The sequence below is a fragment of the Aeromonas sp. 604176 genome (genome assembly GCF_049170755.1).
Classification (GTDB): domain Bacteria; phylum Pseudomonadota; class Gammaproteobacteria; order Enterobacterales; family Aeromonadaceae; genus Aeromonas; species Aeromonas veronii_A.
The window spans coordinates 1-15,632 of record NZ_JAAKNE010000007.1; the positions used below are offsets into that span (position 1 = coordinate 1).

General features: G+C 61.5%; 14 protein-coding genes. 10 read left to right on the forward strand and 4 right to left on the reverse strand.

The annotated features are described in order from the left end of the window. Together gltB and G5358_RS02200 are read left to right on the forward strand one after the other, a co-directional pair. Positions 1 to 3,483 (forward strand): glutamate synthase large subunit (gene gltB / locus G5358_RS02195; protein ID WP_421323511.1); only part of this gene is annotated, 3,483 nt, incomplete at its 5' end. Positions 3,484 to 3,495: 12 nt separating this feature from the next. Then, positions 3,496 to 4,911, forward strand: coding sequence for an FAD-dependent oxidoreductase (locus G5358_RS02200; protein ID WP_005346752.1), 1,416 nt, complete (start codon positions 3,496 to 3,498; stop codon positions 4,909 to 4,911). Positions 4,912 to 4,990: 79 nt separating this feature from the next. Here G5358_RS02200 and G5358_RS02205 read toward each other — a convergent pair whose 3' ends face one another. Further along, positions 4,991 to 5,569, reverse strand: coding sequence for an O-methyltransferase (locus G5358_RS02205; RefSeq protein WP_421323512.1), 579 nt, complete (start codon positions 5,567 to 5,569; stop codon positions 4,991 to 4,993). A gap of 286 nt (positions 5,570 to 5,855) precedes the next feature. Here G5358_RS02205 and G5358_RS02210 point away from each other — a divergent pair, with 286 nt between their 5' ends. Then, a complete protein-coding gene (locus G5358_RS02210; protein ID WP_005337380.1) occupies positions 5,856 to 7,151 on the forward strand; it encodes a DEAD/DEAH box helicase in 1,296 nt (431 codons plus the stop codon). 98 nt (positions 7,152 to 7,249) lie between these two features. Next, complete coding sequence (locus G5358_RS02215) at positions 7,250 to 7,900, forward strand: DUF2913 family protein (RefSeq protein WP_421323513.1); 651 nt, start codon at positions 7,250 to 7,252, stop codon at positions 7,898 to 7,900. A 94-nt stretch (positions 7,901 to 7,994) separates the two neighbouring features. Here G5358_RS02215 and G5358_RS02220 read toward each other — a convergent pair whose 3' ends face one another. From G5358_RS02220 to G5358_RS02230, 3 genes are all read right to left on the reverse strand, one after another. Beyond that, a complete protein-coding gene (locus G5358_RS02220; protein ID WP_421323514.1) occupies positions 7,995 to 8,234 on the reverse strand; it encodes a FeoC-like transcriptional regulator in 240 nt (79 codons plus the stop codon). Then, on the reverse strand, positions 8,231 to 10,504 hold the full coding sequence (feoB, locus tag G5358_RS02225; protein WP_421323515.1) for a Fe(2+) transporter permease subunit FeoB: 2,274 nt from the start codon (positions 10,502 to 10,504) through the stop codon (positions 8,231 to 8,233). The genes G5358_RS02220 and feoB overlap by 4 nt, the downstream gene beginning before the upstream one ends. Before the next feature lie 128 nt (positions 10,505 to 10,632). Then, positions 10,633 to 10,860, reverse strand: coding sequence for a FeoA family protein (locus G5358_RS02230; protein WP_421323516.1), 228 nt, complete (start codon positions 10,858 to 10,860; stop codon positions 10,633 to 10,635). 119 nt (positions 10,861 to 10,979) lie between these two features. On the opposite strand from G5358_RS02230, the gene G5358_RS02235 reads away from it, so the two are divergent. The 6 genes from G5358_RS02235 to G5358_RS02260 all read left to right on the forward strand — a co-directional run bounded on the left by G5358_RS02235 (position 10,980) and on the right by G5358_RS02260 (position 15,558). Continuing rightward, positions 10,980 to 11,309 carry a translation initiation factor gene (locus G5358_RS02235; RefSeq protein WP_139428489.1) on the forward strand — a complete coding sequence of 110 codons (330 nt, stop codon included), beginning with the start codon at positions 10,980 to 10,982 and terminating at the stop codon, positions 11,307 to 11,309. A 259-nt stretch (positions 11,310 to 11,568) separates the two neighbouring features. Then, positions 11,569 to 12,126, forward strand: coding sequence for a TMEM165/GDT1 family protein (locus G5358_RS02240; protein ID WP_005337386.1), 558 nt, complete (start codon positions 11,569 to 11,571; stop codon positions 12,124 to 12,126). Between the two features lie 163 nt (positions 12,127 to 12,289). Then, entirely contained in the window at positions 12,290 to 13,228 is a 939-nt protein-coding gene (locus tag G5358_RS02245; protein WP_421323517.1) for a DUF2157 domain-containing protein, read from the forward strand. Next, positions 13,221 to 14,225, forward strand: coding sequence for a DUF4401 domain-containing protein (locus G5358_RS02250; protein ID WP_042056213.1), 1,005 nt, complete (start codon positions 13,221 to 13,223; stop codon positions 14,223 to 14,225). The genes G5358_RS02245 and G5358_RS02250 overlap by 8 nt, the downstream gene beginning before the upstream one ends. After that, on the forward strand, positions 14,222 to 14,740 hold the full coding sequence (locus G5358_RS02255; RefSeq protein WP_042056215.1) for a GDYXXLXY domain-containing protein: 519 nt from the start codon (positions 14,222 to 14,224) through the stop codon (positions 14,738 to 14,740). The genes G5358_RS02250 and G5358_RS02255 overlap by 4 nt, the downstream gene beginning before the upstream one ends. A gap of 71 nt (positions 14,741 to 14,811) precedes the next feature. After that, a complete protein-coding gene (locus G5358_RS02260; RefSeq protein ID WP_421323518.1) occupies positions 14,812 to 15,558 on the forward strand; it encodes a substrate-binding periplasmic protein in 747 nt (248 codons plus the stop codon). The last annotated feature ends 74 nt before the right edge of the window (positions 15,559 to 15,632 follow it).

The window sequence follows — 15,632 nt, forward strand, 5'->3', positions numbered from 1 at the left end:
AACTCCATGCACATGGAGCCGTGGGACGGCCCGGCCGGTATCGTCATGACCGACGGTCGCTACGCCACCTGCGCACTAGATCGCAACGGTCTGCGTCCGGCCCGCTACGTCATCACCAAGGACAAGTTCATCACCCTCGCCTCCGAGGTCGGCACCTGGGACTACACCCCGGACGAAGTGCTGGAGAAGGGCCGGGTCGGCCCGGGCGAGCTGTTCGTGGTGGATACCAGCAACGGCAAGGTGTGGACCAGCTTCGAGATCGATGACGACCTCAAGAACCGTCACACCTACAAGCAGTGGATGGATAAACATTGCCGCCGACTGGTCCCCTTCGAGCAGATGGACGACAGCCAGACCGGTAGCCGCGAGTTCTCCGATGACCAGCTGAAAACCTATCAGAAGTTGTTTGGCTACTCCTTCGAGGAGCTGGATCAGATCATCCGGGTGCTCGGTGAAAACGGTCAGGAAGCGGTGGGCTCCATGGGGGATGACACCCCGATGGCGGTGCTCTCCTCCGGCCCGCGTACCCTCTATGACTACTTCCGCCAGATGTTTGCCCAGGTGACCAACCCGCCCATCGACCCGCTGCGGGAAAACCACGTCATGTCTCTCGCCACCTGTATCGGTCGCGAGCAGAACGTCTTCAACGAGACCTTCGGCCACGCCCACCGGGTGCTGTTCCAGTCGCCGATCCTGCTCTACTCCGACTTCCACCAGCTGCTGGCACTGGAAGGTGAGTACTACCGTCATCAGGTGATCAGCCTCAACTTCAAGCCAGAAGAGGGGCTGGAAGCGGCCATCGTGCGCATCTGCGATGAGGCCAAAACCGCCGCCAGGAGTGGCACCGTACTGCTGGTGCTGTCGGATCGCGATATCAGCGCCGATACCCTGCCGATCCCGGCCGCCATGGCGGTGGGCGCGGTACAGCGCACCCTGGTGGACAACAACCTGCGCTGCGACGCCAACATTCTGGTGGAGACCGCAAGCTGCCGTGACCCGCACCACTTCTCGGTGCTGCTGGGCTTTGGCGCGACCGCCATCTACCCCTATCTGGCCTACGAAACCCTGGCCAAACAGGTTGAAGAGGGCGTGCTCACCATGTCCCTGCGCCAGGCCATGGTCAACTACCGCAACGGCATCAATAAGGGGCTCTACAAGGTGATGTCCAAGATGGGCATCAGCACGGTCGCCAGCTACCGCTGCTCCCAGCTGTTTGAGGCAGTGGGTCTGGCCAAGTCGGTGGTCGATACCTGCTTCCGCGGCGTTTCCAGCCGTATTCAGGGTGCCGATTTTGCCGACATCCAGCAGGATCAGCACAATCTGGCCCGTCAGGCCTGGCTGGTGCGCAAGCCCCTCCCCCATGGCGGCCTGCTCAAGTTTGTCCACGGCGGCGAGTACCACACCTACAACCCGGATGTGGTGCAGACCCTGCAAACCGCGGTGCGCTCCGGCAACTATGCCGATTACAAGGAGTACGCCCGTCTGGTGAACGAGCGCCCGGTTGCCACCCTGCGCGATCTGCTTGCCCTGAAGAAGGTCGACAATCCGGTCGCGCTGGATCAGGTTGAACCAGCCGACAAGCTGTTCCCCCGCTTCGACTCCGCCGCCATGTCCATCGGTGCCCTCGGCCCAGAGGCCCACGAGGCGCTGGCTGTCGCCATGAACCGCCTCGGCGGTCAGAGCAACTCCGGCGAAGGGGGCGAAGATCCCAAGCGTTTCGGTACCGAGAAGAACTCCCGCATCAAGCAGGTGGCTTCCGGCCGCTTTGGCGTCACCCCCCACTACCTGATGAACGCCGATGTAGTGCAGATCAAGGTGGCGCAGGGCGCCAAGCCCGGCGAAGGGGGCCAGCTGCCCGGTGACAAGGTGACGGCCCAGATCGCCCAGCTGCGTTATTCCGTGCCCGGCGTAACCCTGATCTCGCCGCCGCCGCACCACGACATCTATTCCATCGAGGATCTGGCCCAGCTCATCTTCGACATCAAGCAGATCAACCCGAGCTGTCTGGTGTCGGTGAAACTGGTCTCCGAGCCCGGCGTGGGCACCATCGCCTGCGGCGTGGCCAAGGCCTATGCCGACTTCATCACCATCTCCGGTTATGACGGCGGCACTGGCGCGAGCCCCCTCACCTCGGTCAAATATGCCGGCTCCCCGTGGGAACTGGGTCTGGCCGAGACCCAGCAGGCGCTGGTCGCCAACGGTCTGCGCCACAAGGTGCGGCTGCAGGTGGATGGCGGTCTCAAGACCGGTCTCGACATCATCAAGGCGGCCATCCTCGGCGCCGAGAGCTTCGGTTTTGGCACCGGCCCCATGGTGGCGCTCGGTTGCAAATACCTGCGTATTTGCCACCTGAACAACTGCGCCACCGGCGTTGCCACTCAGGATGAGAAGCTGCGTCGCGAGCACTTCACCGGCCTGCCGGAGATGGTGATGAACTACTTCAAGTTCATCGCCGAAGAGACCCGCGAGCTGATGGCCCAGCTCGGCGTCACCCAGCTGACCGACCTGATTGGCCGCACCGATCTGCTGGAAGCCCTGCCCGGCCTCACCGCTCGTCAGGCCAAGCTGGATCTCTCTGGCATTCTGGCCCGTCCGGTTGCGCCGGCAGGCTCCAGCCTGTTCAGCCAGCAGCACAACCCCACCTTCGACAAGGGGCCGCTCAACCTCAAGATGGTGGAAGATCTGCTGGAAGCGGTGGAAACCTCAAGCGGTGGCGAGTTCCGCTACGACATTCGCAACACCGACCGCTCGGTGGGGGCGCGCCTCTCGGGCGAGATCGTCAAACGTCACGGCAATCAGGGAATGGCGGCGGATCCGGTCAAGGTGCACTTCAACGGCACCGCAGGCCAGAGCTTCGGCGTCTGGAACGCAGGTGGCCTTGAGATGATCCTCACCGGTGACGCCAACGACTATGTGGGCAAGGGGATGACCGGCGGCAAGCTGGTGATCAAGCCCCACGTCGGCGTGGCGTTCAAATCCCATGAAGCGGCCATCATCGGCAACACCTGCCTCTACGGCGCCACCGGCGGCAAACTCTACGCCGCGGGCACTGCCGGCGAGCGTTTCGCGGTGCGCAACTCCGGCGCCCTGGCGGTGGTCGAGGGAATTGGCGACAACGGTTGTGAATACATGACCGGCGGCATCGTCACCGTGCTCGGTCAGACCGGCGTCAACTTCGCGGCGGGCATGACCGGCGGCTTTGCCTACGTGCTCGACGAGTGCGGCAACTTCGCCAAGCGCACCAACCCCGAGCTGGTAGAACTGCTGGACGTGGCGGATCTCGCCATCCATCAGGAGCACCTGCGCGGCATCATCACGGCGCACCTCAATGAGACCGGCAGCTCGCGCGCCGAGGAGATCCTGGCCAACTTCGACTCCTATGTGCCCAAGTTCAGGCTGATCAAACCCAAGTCCAGCGACGTGAAATCGCTGCTGGGTCACACCAGCCGTTCCAGTGCAGAACTCAGAATCCAGGCGCAATAAGGAGGGAACCCTATGAGCCAGAACGTATTTCAGTTTATCGATGTCCAGCGGGTCGACCCGCCCAAGAAGCCACTCAAGATCCGCAAAATCCAGTTTGTGGAGATCTACGAGTCCTTCAATCAGCCGCAGGTACAGATGCAGGCGGATCGCTGCCTCGAGTGCGGCAACCCCTACTGCGAGTGGAAGTGTCCGGTCCACAACTACATCCCCAACTGGCTGAAACTGGCCAAAGAGGGGCGCATTCTGGAGGCGGTGGAGCTCTCCCACCAGACCAACAGCCTGCCGGAAGTGTGCGGTCGGGTCTGCCCGCAGGATCGCCTTTGCGAGGGCTCCTGCACTCTCAACGATCGCTTCGGTGCCGTCACCATCGGCAACATCGAAAAATACATCACCGACAAGGCGTTCGAGATGGGCTGGAAGCCCGATCTCTCGAACGTGGTCAAGACCGGCAAGCGGGTCGCCGTTATTGGCGCGGGCCCTGCGGGTCTTGCCTGTGCCGATGTGCTGGCACGCAATGGCGTCACCCCGGTAGTGTTTGACAAGTATCCGGAGATCGGCGGCCTGCTCACTTTCGGTATCCCCTCCTTCAAGCTGGAAAAAGAGGTGATGCAGCGTCGCCGCGAGATCTTCCAGGGGATGGGCGTGGAGTTTCGTCTCGAGACCGAAGTGGGCAAGGACATCACCTTCGCCGACCTGCTCGGCGAGTTCGATGCGGTCTTCCTCGGGGTCGGCACCTACAAGTACATGAAGGGCGGCTTTGCCAACGAAGAGGCGCCGGGAGTCTATGACGCCCTGCCCTACCTCATCGCCAACGCCAACCGGTTGCTGGGCTTCGAGAAGGCACAAGCCGACTACATCGACTTCGCTGGCAAGCAGGTGGTGGTGCTGGGCGGTGGTGATACCGCCATGGACTGCGTGCGTACCGCTATCCGTCAGGGCGCCGCCAAGGTGATCTGTGCCTATCGCCGCGACGAGGAGAACATGCCGGGCTCCAAGCGGGAGGTGAAAAACGCCCGCGAGGAGGGGGTTGAGTTCATGTTCAACCTGCAACCGGTAGCGGTCGAGCTGGATGCCAGTGGTCGCACCGTCGGCATCAAAGTAGTGAGCACCGAGCTGGGTGAACCCGATGCCAATGGCCGCCGCAATCCGGTGGTCATCGAGGGCTCAGAGCAGGTGTTGGCCGCCGATGCGGTGGTGATGGCGTTTGGCTTCCAACCCAACCCCCAACCCTGGATGGCGGAGTTCGGCATCGAGCTCGACAACCGGGATCGCATCAAGGCCCGCGAGCAGGCGGAATACGCCTTCCAGACCAGCAATCCCAAGGTGTTTGCCGGTGGCGACGCGGTACGCGGATCCGATCTGGTGGTGACCGCCATCTACGAAGGGCGCAAAGCGGCCGAAGGGATCATGGACTATCTGGCGGTCTGATCCGACCGACCAAGACCCTGATGCACTTTCACAATCAGCCTCGCCAATGCGGGGCTGATTTTTTGCAGCTATCCACCTCCTACAAACGCACCACCAGCCACTCCCCCTTGCCGACCGGCACCAGCGAGGTGGCAAAGGCCGGATCCTGCCCGACCTCGTTCATCCACTCCACCATCTCGCTGCGATGGGAGATGGCGTTATCAACCACCAGCAGGCCACGGGGTGCCAGCAGGCGGCGGATCTGCGGCCACCATGCCCGGTAGTGCTGACGCTCCGAATCGAGGAAGATGAGCTGATAGCCGCCTTGCGGCAAGGTCGGTAACAGCTCACTCGCATCCCCTGCCAGCAAGGTTACCCAAGGGGCCAACCCTGACCTCTGAAAGTTGTCATGGGCCAACACGCGCTTGTCCTCATCCAGCTCAATGGTGGTCACGTGCCCCTCCAACCGACGCACCGCTTCTGCCAGCCAAAGCGTGGAGTAACCATTTGAAGTACCGATCTCCAGCACCGCCTGTGCCCCACGGGTCTGCACCAGCACTGACAGCAACTCCCCCGTGTCGCGGGTGATATTGAGCAGCTTGCGGTGTCGAGCCTGCTGCATGCTGTCATTGCGCTCGCCAAGCTGCTCCAGCTGGCGTTTTAACTGTTCCAGTTCCATCGATATCCCTTTCGTCCTTGCCCAAAACCATTAGCCACGCATCTAAGCTTGGCATTTGGGAGTCAAATGATTGCTTTCAACCGCCATTCACACCACAAAGGATGAGAAAAGGACAACCATTTGAGGCAGAATTTGTGACGTCTATCTGTTACACTTCGCGCCCGCCATTTTCCGGCTCACTCTCTGACTTGATGTCAGGCGCAGCCGTCGGTGGTTACAACCTCCGTCTCGCTCATGCCGAGCTAACCAAGCCAAACACAGCCCAGCTGGAACACAGGAACCCATTATGAGATTTGAATCGTTCGATTTTGCCCCCGAGATTTTGCGTGCTGTCTCAGATTGCGGTTATCAGGAGATGACCCCTGTGCAGCAACAGGCGATCCCGGCCATTCGCCGTGGCCGCGATGTGCTGGCCAGCGCCCAGACCGGTACCGGCAAGACCGCCGCCTTCGCCCTGCCCATTTTGCAACGTCTGGTAGACAATCCGGCGCCGGTCCAGCCTTCCAACGCCCGTGTGCTGATCCTGACCCCGACCCGCGAGCTGGCGGCTCAGGTGGCGAGCAACATCAATGACTTCGCCAAGTATCTCGATATCACCACCATCACCATTGTCGGCGGTGGCAAGCAGGACGTGCAGGCCAAGAAGCTCAAAGCGGGCGCTCACATCATTGTGGCCACCCCGGGCCGTCTGCTGGAGCACCTCACCGCCTGCAACCTCAGCCTCTCCGGCGTCGAGTGTCTGGTGATGGATGAAGCGGATCGCATCCTCGACATGGGCTTCAGTGCCGATGTGCAGAAGATCCTGCAAGCGGTCAATAAGACCCGTCAAAACCTGCTCTTCTCCGCCACCTTCTCCGACGCGGTGAAGAAGCTGGCCAACCTGATGCTGGACAGACCGCAGATCGTCAGCGTCAACAAGCAGAACTCCACCGCCGACACCGTCAGCCACACCGTCTATCCGGTCGAGCAGAAGCGCAAGCGCGAGCTGCTCTCAGAGCTGATTGGCAAGCAGAACTGGCAGCAGGTGCTGGTGTTCGCCAGTACCCGCGAGAGCTGTGATGTGCTGGTCGAGGAGCTGAACCTCGACGGCATCAAGTCCGCCGTGGTCCATGGCGAGAAGGCCCAGGGCAACCGTCGCCGCGCCCTGCGCGAATTCATGGAAGGCAAGGTACGGGTACTGGTGGCCACCGAAGTGGCCGCCCGTGGTCTGGACATTCCGGATCTGGAATACGTGGTCAACTACGATCTGCCGTTCCTGGCGGAAGATTACGTCCACCGTATCGGCCGTACCGGTCGTGCCGGCAAGCGCGGCATGGCCATCTCCTTCGTCAGCCGTGAAGAGGAGCGTACCCTGCTGGAGATCGAGGCCCTGATCGGCCAGAAGATCCGTCGCATCATGGTGCCAGGCTATGAGGTGAGCAGCCGTGACGAGCTGATCAAACAGCTGCAAGAGCGTCGTCGCTTTGGCAAGCGCCCGCAGCGTGAAGATAACGCCGTGGCCCAGGTGATGGCCGAAGCCAAGCTGCAGGGTCAGCGCCTCAAGCGTCTGGCCGCTGCCAAGAAGCCCCGCCAGCCGAAATAAGGCGGGCAGTTGCTCTATTGAACCGCAAAGGCGCCACTGGCGCCTTTGCCATCTCTGTCATCGGTGTTGGCCCCTGGTGGTCAACTCAAGGATTGCTTATGACCTCTCCTACCTACAATCAGGCCCTGCTCGAGATGGCCACCCAGAGCCTGGCCGAACTGGCCCGCACCGCCGAACAAAAGGCGGGCAAGCGCACTCCGGCCCAAGAGAGCCACTCTCTCTGCACCTGGATGGCCGACTCCCTCAAGGAGAAGCGCTTCTCCCGTCTGGTGATGGAAGATTTGAAAGCTTGGGTGCAGCTTGGCCGCACTCTGGGCGCGGGTGCCGATCTCAAGGGATTGCTTGCGCGCATCGCCTTCCAATACCAGTGCGCCATGACCAACCCGCAACAACTGGGGGCCAAGCTGGCGGCCCTGCTGGAGGATCTGACGGCGGCAGGCTGGCTGGTGCTGACCGAGAGCGAGGTGAATGCCAAGCTGCGCCTGCAATCTGGCGGTCAGGCGAGTCTGGTGGTAAGCCACAGCGAATATACAGGCCATATCGAGGACGGTGAGCTTGTCAAACCCCTCACCCTCTATGTGCGCGGTGACGAGAAGGTGCTGGCCGAGGCGGCCTTCAAGCACGGCCTGCTGCTGAGCCAGGGCAACAAGAAGACCACCCTGGTCAAACATCACAAGGCCTACCGGTTGATGCCGGACAACGCCCAACCGGCGCTGGCACTGCTGAGCGAGGCCCGCCATAGCGCCTGATCCCGCCTGTTTTCAGCAATAAAAACGGCAGACCCTTGTGCAGGATCTGCCGTTTTTTATTGTTCGATGTTTGGTGATGAGGTTTGGTGGTCGTTTAGCGGATCTTGAACCCAATCTGGCCCGCGTCACACCACTCGAACATCACCTCCTCGCTCTTGCCGCAGCAACTGCCACCACAGACCCGACTCTCGCGCTTGATGACCCGCCCCTTGCGCATCCAGAAGCCAAGCATGGCCTCCACCGCATCTTCCGAGGTGTGGAAGTGGCGAGCCAGATCACGCCGGCTCACCTTCTGCTGCGCGGCGAGGTAATCCCCCAGCTCGCGCAGGATCATAAGGTCACCACCTTGCGGGCAACGATGTCACCATGACGGCGACCGGCCCACCAGAGCAACACCAGAGAGAGGCCGTAGCTGACGATCCAGAACAGGCTCTGCTCCGGATGAGCGGCAAAGGTCGCGACCTGATAGAAGAGGGTCGCGCACATAAAGGCCATATAGTTGCACCATACCGCCGTCATCAGCGCCCACTGACGACCGGTTTCCCGCACCAGCGCGCCCATGGCGGCGGCGCAAGGCATGTAGAGCAGCACGAACAAGAGGTAGGCAAAGGCACCAGCCGCCCCGTCGAAGTGGGTCTGCATGTTGCCGTAGGTGGAGACATCCACTTCCTGCGCCTCGGCGGCAGCTTTCTGGTCGTCGAGGTTGCCAACATCAAGCCCCATAGGGTCGCTCGGGTTGATCTCCGCCAGATTGGCCGCCACGGCATCGATCGCCTCGTGGAAACTGGCCACCAGCGAGAACTCGCTCGCCTCCTCTTCATCCGCGCCACCACCGGCGTAGAGGCTGTTGAGGGTACCGACCACCGCCTCTTTGGCGAAGATACCGGTGACGATACCGACCGTGGCCTGCCAGTTGTCATCGCGCACACCGATGGGGTGCAGCACCGGGGTCACCGCCTGGCTGATCTTGCTCAGTACCGAGCTCTCCTGCTCCTGATGGCCAAAGCTGCCATCGGTACCCAGGGAGTTAAGCACGCTCAGCACGGCAACCACCAGTACGATGGTTTTACCTGCGCCAAAGACGAAGGATTTGAGCTTCTGCCAGGTCTTGATGGCAACGTTGACCGGACGCGGCCACTCGTAGTCCGGCATCTCCATCAGCATGGAGTCGCTCTTGCCCGGCAGCAGGGTGCTGCGCAGCAACAGGCCGGTGAGCACCGCCACCAGAATGCCGATGAGGTAGAGACCGAACACCAGGTTCTGGCCAGACTCGGGGAAGAAAGCCACCGCAAACAGGGCGTAAACCGGCAGACGGGCACCGCACGACATAAAGGGGGCCATGGCCGAGGTCATCAGCCGCTCCCGCTCGGAGTTGAGGGTACGGGTCGCCATCACCGAGGGGACGGTACAGCCAAAGCCCATCAGCATCGGCACGAACGCCTTGCCCGGCAGGCCGAGGCGGCGCATCAGGGCATCTACCACGAAGGCGGCGCGGGCCAGATAGCCGGAGCTCTCCAGTACCGCGAGGAACAGATAGAGGCAACCAATCACAGGAATAAAGGTGGCCACGGTCTGCAAACCAACCCCGAAGCCGTCAGCCAGAATGGCGCCCAACCATTCGGGGGCATTGATCAGCCCCAGCAGGTGGTGCACCCCATCGACAAACAGGGCGCCGCCCATGATGTCGAAGAAGTCGATAAAGGCGCTGCCCACCTTGATGGCGAACATGAACATCAGGTACATGACAAACAGGAAGAAGGGGATGCCAATCCAGCGATTGAGCAGCACCCGATCCAGCCACTCACTCTGGGCCTCGGTGAGCTTGCCCTTCTGCTGGCGAGCCTGTTGTACCCACTGGTGGATATGTCCGTAGCGGATATCTGCCAGTTGCAGGTCGATATCCTGCCCTTGATGAGCGCGAGCTACCACATTGGCGGCGGCCGCCTGCTGACCGGGCAGCAGAGTCTCCTGCATCACCGCATCCTCTTCCAGCAGGCGCAGGGCGCGGCCACGGGTAGTGAGGTGATGCGGGGCGAGCAGGGTCTCCAGCTCCGCCAGATCGGTTTCAAGCTCTTGGCCGTAATCGAGTTGCAAGGCTGCTTGCGGCTGACCGATAAACTGCCGGATCTGCTGCTTGAAGGCGGCAACCTGCTTGCTGTTGTGGGCAGAGAGGGCCACTACAGGGCAACCGAGGGATTTGCCGAGCTTGCTATCGTCGATGACGATGCGGCGCTTTTGCAGGATATCCAGCTTGTTGAGCACCACCACCATGGGCAGGCCCAGTTCGCGCAGTTGCAGCGTGAGGTAGAGGGAGCGCTCCAGATTGGCGGCGTCGATGACGTTGAGCAGCAGGTCGGGTTGTTGGCCCTGGGCAAAGCGGCTGGCGATCTGCTCGTCCAGACTGCCATCCTGACCCGCCAGGCTATAGATGCCGGGCAGATCCATCAGCTTGAAGTGATGCTCACCCGCGCTGAACTCACCCATCTTCTTGTCGACGGTGACGCCACTCCAGTTGCCTACCTGCTGGCGGGCGCCGGTCAGGGCGTTGAACAGGGAGGTCTTACCGCTATTGGGGTTACCTACCGTTACCAGGGAATAATTCATACCAGCTCTACCTCTATTTTCTTCTGAACCCGCCGCGTGCGAGTGGCAAGCTGCTTTGCAGGTTCGACTTCTTGTCTCTGAACCGCTCCCGGTGACTTTCTTGACCGAAGCGGTAGCCGAACAGGGGGTTATACCGGCTCGACTTCTATTTGCTGGGCCAGACTCTTTTGCATGGAGAGACAGATCCCCTGGCACTGGATCTGGAGCGGGTCCCCCAGGGGGGCGGAGCGCAGATAAATGACTTCAGTCTGGGGCAACAGGCCCATCACCATCAGTTTGCGGCGCAGCGGCCGGGCGAGCTGATTCATATTCTTGATGCGAGCACTCTGTCCCGGTGACAACTGCGTGAGTAGCATGACTGACTCCTGAAGTTAAACAATAATAATTCTCTTTTACTTGGGGCATTATAAGCTGTGTCTTCAACTTTTATTTGAGTAAAATCAAACTCCGCTTAGCTAACCCATAAAGTAATGCCATGAATCACGACAACAACAGCCGCCTCGTTTACAGCACAGATGGCGGCATGATCAAGGAGCAGAGCGCTCCCCAATCCGCCTCCCCCTTCCCCACTGACGGCACCGTGCGCATTCGCCGCGAGACCAAAGGGCGCAAGGGCGCCGGGGTGATCACCATTCATGGCGTACCCGCCGATCAGCAAAAATCCCTGGCCACCCTGCTCAAGAAAAAGTGCGGCACCGGAGGCGGTATCAAGGAGGGAGTGATCGAGATCCAGGGGGATAAACGGGACCTGATCAAAACCGAGCTGGAGAAAGCCGGTTTCAGCGTCAAGCTGGTGGGTGGCTGATCCCCTTGTCACTCATGCGGTTTTTCCCTAGAATGCCCGCTCCCATCGAGGGGGAGTAGTCTCGCACGCCGGTGCCATCCATTGCATGAATACCGGTTTGCGACCCTGATCAACATACTTGGTGCCAAATCACCATGGTCAGGGTGATCCATGCCAGCCATGGATTTGACAAGACCTTTGACGGGCCAGTGCCAATACCGGGGACGGATGGCGCAGGCTTGTCTTTGGTTTATAACAATTCCGTCCCCCGGTCATTTTTATGGAAGCCTTGTTAACCTCAACCCTCAGCGTCGCTATTGCCGAAATCGGCGATAAAACCCAGCTGTTGGCTTTGCTGCTCATCTGCCGTTTTCGCAAGCCCTGGCCCATCATCGCCGGCATGCTGGCGGCTACCTTGCTCAACCATGCGGGCGCTGCCTGGATTGGCGAGTTCATCAGTCGCTGGCTCGATCCCAAGATAATGACCTGGCTGGTCGCCATCGCCTTTATCGCCATGGCTATCTGGATTTTGGTGCCGGACAAGATGGATGACGAGGAGAGCTCGCTGGATAAATACGGCCCCTTTATGGCCACCTTCGTGCTCTTCTTTATCGCCGAGATTGGCGACAAGACCCAGATCGCCACCGTGCTGCTGGCCGCCAAGTATGACTCGCTGGTGCAGGTCATTACCGGTACCACCCTCGGCATGATGCTGGCCAACGTGCCTGTGGTGCTGATCGGCAAGCTGGGGGCAGACAAGCTGCCGCTCAAGGGGATCCGCATCGCCTGCGCCATCCTCTTCGTCGGCCTCGGGGTGAGCACTCTGATCTTTGCCTGATCGCCTTTTCCGCTGACCAAGCCCTCCACCTCGGAGGGCTTTTTGTTTACTGCTGTGTCTATTGCGTAATCCGCTGTCGCAACCACCAGCCGTAGAGCCAAGGGGCAGTGCACGGTTGCGGGTGCCTCATGCCATAATGGGGCAAACCTCGTGGAGTCCCCCCATGCACAACGTATCAAGAGAGACGCTTCTCGAATGGGTCAAACAGGGACGGCTGGCGCCAGAGAAGCTGGTAGACGCCCTGACCCTCGCCGATCTTCCCCCCCATCCGGCGCGCTGGCAGTGGCTGTTTGACCGGCTGCTGCTCTGGCTCGGTGCCCTCTGCATCGGGGCTGGCCTCATCTTCTTCGTCGCCTTCAACTGGCAAGAGCTGGGCCGGGTCTCCCGCCTTGCCCTGCTGGAGGCGCCGCTGCTCGCCATGCTGCTTCTGCTGTGGCGCAAGCCCCTTGGGAAGACCCCCCGTCAGGCACTGCTGCTCGCCATCGCCCTCAATATCGGCGCCCTGCTGGCGCTGGTGGGTCAGACCTACCAGACCGGCGCCGATCCCTGGCAGCTGTTCGCCACCTGGGCGCTGATGCTGGTGCCGCTGGCGGCATTTGGCCAAAGCCCCCTGCTCTGGACCTTAAGCTGGCTGCTCGGCCAGCTGGCGCTGGTGCTCTACTGGCGGCTCGGCCTGTTCACGCTCTTCTTTACCTTCGATGAAGAGGGATTGGGCTGGTGCCTTACCCTGCTCAACGCCGCCCTCTGGGGTCTGCTTCTGCTGGCGCCAAACCGCTGGCGCCTGCTGCCAAGCTGGCTGGCGGGCCTGGCCGCAGGTCTGGGGGCTACCCTGCTCACCCTGCTGGCGCTGTTTGATGCCGCCTCCCCGCTGGTGTGGCCGCTCTGGCTTGGCTGGCTCGCCGCGGCCTATGCCCTGTGGCATCACAGATTTATCGCCGGACTCGCCATGGGGTGCCTCAGTCTGATTGCCGTCATCCTCGCGGCGCTGGGCAAGTGGATGGAGCCCGACATCAACGGTTTTTTGCTGCTGAGCCTGATTGCCATCGGCCTTTCTGTCACCGCCGCCCGCTGGCTGCAACAACAACGGAGGTCTCATGAGTGATCTGACCCTTTGGCAAGCACTGCAACAGGCCAATCTGGTGGAAGGGGATCAGCCCCGTGATACCCAGCCCCACTGGTCGAGCCGCTTTCTGCTCGGGCTGGTGGGCTGGATTGCCGCCCTGTTCCTGCTCTTTTTCCTGTTTCTCACCTTCGAGCAGCTGACCCGCGAGGCCAACAGTGCTCTGCTGCTCGGGGCCGTGCTGTTGGCGGGGGCCTACGCCCTCAATCGCAGCCAGCGCGGCGATCTCTGGGATCAGTTCGTGCTGGCCCTCACCCTGGCGGCCGATGCCTGGCTGCTCTATGGTCTGCTCGATCAGCTGGACCTTCATCACGCCCAGCTCTGGTTTGGGTTGTGCCTGCTCTCCCTTGCCATCGCCGTGCTGTTCGATCACTGGCTGGTGCGGCTGTTTCACAGCGTGGCGGCGGCCCTGCTGCTCACCCTTGGCCTTGCCTGCCTCGGGCTGCAACTGCTGGCCCTGCCGCTGGTGATGGCGGCCATCACCTTCTGCTGGCTGCGGGCAGATAGGGATCCAGAGCGCCACCAGCTCTACCACTCCATCACGCTGGGGCTGGCCCTCTCCCTGCTGGTGCTGGGTCGTCTGCACCACCCGTTGTGGGATGGCGGCAGCAGCGTGCTGGACGAACTGGGGCTGTCTCGCCTGCCGCTCTGGCTCAATCCGCTGATCTGCGCCGCCCTGCTGCTGGCGGTGATGGTGAAACTGAGGCTCCCCCTGCTGTTTGGCCTGCCGCTGGTGCTGATCAGTGCCATCATCCCCGGCATGGGGGCAGGCGCACTGGTGCTGATCCTCGGGTTTTATGCCGGCAGTCTGGGGCTGATGACCCTCTCGGCCCTGCTGCTGCTCGGCTATGGCTCGCTCTATTACTACGATCTTGGGCTCACCCTGATGACCAAATCCTGGCTGCTGCTGGGCTCCGGCATCCTGCTGCTGGGTGCCCGCCAGCTGCTCACCACCTTCGCGGCAAGGAGCGACTCATGAAACCCGTCACCCGACAGCTCGCCCTGTTGCTGAGCGGCCTCGCCATCCTGGCAGGCATCAATGCCACCGTCTGGCGCTATGAGCACGCCATGAGCAGCGGCGAAGTGGTGCTGCTGCGGCTCGCTCCGGTCGATCCCCGCTCTCTGATGCAGGGGGATTACATGCGGCTCAACTATGAAATTGCCCGCGAGCTGACCAGCCGCGACGCCCAAACTACTCAAAACAAGGGCAGCGACACCCTGGTGATCCGCCTCGATGCCCATCAGGTAGCCACTCTGGTGGCTGATGGCAAACCGGATCGGCTCGCCAGCGATGAGCGGCTATTGCAGGTGCACCAGAGCGAGCGGCAGTGGCAGATCGGCCCCGATGCCTACTTCTTTGAAGAGGGCACGGGGGAGCAGTACGAAGCGGCCCGCTACGGCGAGTTCCGTCTGCAAGCGGATGGCAAGACCCTGCTGGTGGGGCTGAGGGACGAGGCCTACCAGCCCATCGGGCAGATCCGCGCCCGCTGGTAACGGCCGTGAGTGGCTATTTACTCTGTTCATGGTCACACTCAAGGGAAGGTTGATCGCTAAGGATGTTCCCAATGAGGATATGGCTGATCTGTCATCTGTTGCTGCTCTGCTGGGCCTCGACGGCCCGGGCTGATCTGGGCAAGCTCGAGTACCTCACCGAAGAGTACCCCCCCTACAACTTCAGCGATCCGCAAGGCCAGCCCACCGGCCTTGCGGTCGATCTGCTGCAGATGGTCTGGCAACACAGCGGCGTGACACCCCAGCCGGTGCGCATCCTGCCCTGGGCGCGAGGTTATTACTTGCTAACCCAGAAGCCCAACGTGGTGCTCTTCTCCACCGCCCGCACCCAGGCGCGGGAGGATCTCTTCAAGTGGGTCTGCCCCATCGGCTACTCGGAATACATACTGCTGGGCCGCAAAGCGCGGAACATCACCCTGACCGCCTTCGATCAGATGAGCCAATACAAGATCAGCGCGGTGCGCTCGGATGCAGCCGAACAGCTGCTGCTCAACAACGGCATGGATGACAACAACATCATCCCGGCCAACCGCCTGTCGCAGGGGTTGAAGATGCTGCTCTCCGGCCGCGCCGACCTGCTCGCCACCAGCAAGCTGGCGGGATATGACGCCATCCGCGAACTGAAGCTGAGCAGCGACGACTTCAACGTGGCCATGGTGCTGAGCGCCGAGCAGCTCTGCTACGCCTTCAGCCGTCAGGTGCCTGACAGCGAGATCACCCTCTTTCAGCAGGGCCTGACCCGCGCCCTCGCCTCGGAGGAGTTTCGCAAATTGCAGGCCAAATACCTGCCGGTGCGCTGACTCTCGGCTGCGGCTGGGATGGTCCCTCAGTCGCACTATGGTTGCCCTCAAGGAGCTGGCTATTGCGAACTCGA